This window comes from Flavobacterium polysaccharolyticum, from assembly GCF_038739875.1.
Taxonomy (GTDB): domain Bacteria; phylum Bacteroidota; class Bacteroidia; order Flavobacteriales; family Flavobacteriaceae; genus Flavobacterium; species Flavobacterium polysaccharolyticum.
Window position 1 is genome coordinate 1 of sequence record NZ_JBCGDP010000051.1, and the last position, 1,918, is coordinate 1,918.

The 1,918-nt window shown below is 30.1% G+C and carries 2 protein-coding genes; both read right to left on the reverse strand.

Features of this window, described 5'->3' with window-relative positions; genetic code table 11:
• Nucleotides 1-1,466, reverse strand: a 1,466-nt coding sequence (locus WFZ86_RS20000; RefSeq protein ID WP_342693589.1) for a condensation domain-containing protein, incomplete at its 3' end; no start/stop codon positions are given.
• Nucleotides 1,467-1,623: 157 nt separating this feature from the next.
• The coding region (locus WFZ86_RS20005) for a phosphopantetheine-binding protein (RefSeq protein ID WP_342693590.1) at nucleotides 1,624-1,918 on the reverse strand (295 nt) is incomplete at its 5' end.

Sequence of the window (1,918 nt, forward strand, 5' to 3'; positions counted from 1 at the left end):
GATAAAAATGTATCAAAATGTGCAACCAAACGTTCTACAAAAGAAAGCTCATAAATATCAGTATTGTACTCTACATGCAAGGATAACTGACCTTTTTTCTCTGAAAATATAAAACTTAGATCAAACTTACTGAATGTTTTTTTCAAATGCTTGTATGGAGATATTTCAAGTCCATTTAGAATTAAACCTTCGGATATTAATAATTCTTCTTGATTTTGAAATACAACTAAAGTATCAAATAAAACGGATCTACTTAAATCTCTTTTTACCCCAAGCGATTCAACTAGACTACCAAAAGGGTATTCATGGTGTGAATAGGCGTTTAATAAAATCTTTTTTTGAATTGTTAGTAATTCTTTAAAACTTACTTTTTCATCAAAAGTGGTTCGAATTGCTAATGTGTTTAAATACAACCCTACTTGATGCTCTAAGTCACTATGGTCTCTTCCTGCGATTGGGGTGCCTAAAATGATATCTCTAGTATTGGCATATCTTGAGAACAATCCATTAATTCCTGCCATTAATACCATAAAGAGAGTCGCCCCATTTTCTTGTGCATATGTATTAAATTGAGATGTTCTTGTCTTCGAAAATGAATAATCTAATCCCGAACCATTATAGGTTTTAAGCTTTGGTCTTATTTTATTAGATGGTAGTTCCAAAACAGGCAAATTTCCTGAAAACATATTTAACCAAAACTCTTTCGCCTTTTCCAATACGGATTGTCTAGTTTTACTATTTTGCCATTCTGAATAATCTTTGTACTGAATAGGCAAGTCAGGCAATATTACGTCATGCCCTAAAGAAAATCCATTATAAATTGCTATAAATTCATTACACAATACCCCCATAGACCAGCCATCGCCAATAATATGATGCATATTAAACATTAGGATATTTCTATCGTTTGATACCTTCACAATATCTCCAATGAACAAAGGTCCTTTTTCTAAATTAAAAACATGTTTTCGGATCGTATCAGCATGATTTTCCAACATTTCGCTGGTTCCATTATCTAGATCCACAATTTGTAAAGATCCTGCATATTGCTCGACTGGAACTATATATTGACCTAATCTTCCTTGTTTATCTTCTTTAAAAATGGTACGTAAACTTTCGTGTCGTTCTATTAATATTGCAAAAGCTTTGGTTAATTTATCAAAATCTAATACTCCTTTGAATTCAAATGCTTCAAATATATTATAGGCTGAGTTACCTATTTCAAACTGACTTATCGTCCATAATTGATGCTGTGATGAAGTAAGTTCATAATAATCTTTTGTTTCTGCTTTTGGAATTGTCTCTGAAGAAGAAAGTAATGTAATCAATTCATTTTTATGAACTTTAATATCATCAATAATATCACTAGTCAATGCACCTTTTGGCGCATTAATTTTTAGGTTCCCGTTCTCTATAATAAGTCTGATTTTTAATGACTCTAACGTATATATTAAATTTTCTATCACAGTTTTTTTTTTAGTAAAGATGAAACGTAGGTATGGATTTTAAGACCTTAATTATTCTAATTGATAACAACAAAAAATATTTATAATAAATAAAATAGTGCTAAAAAGCATCGCTATCTGCATAACCATGCTCGACTTCAATACAATAAGGAGTCTTTTATATCATTATTTCATCAAAATCTTCGGCAGTTTCTACTGCAAATTGATTTTGAAAAACAATAAATTTTAATTTTTTTGAAATTCCAATTATTTCTTGGGTTTCATATAAATCCTGAATGGAAAATCTTGTATCAAAAGTCTTATTTATTCTATTTATTAAAACAGATGCTTTTAAGCTATTTCCTCCTAATTCAAAGAAATTGTCGGTAATACCTATTTTTTCCAATCCTAATATCTCCTGCCAGATCACAACCAATTGGTTTTCAATCTCATTTCTTGGAGCTACATACTCA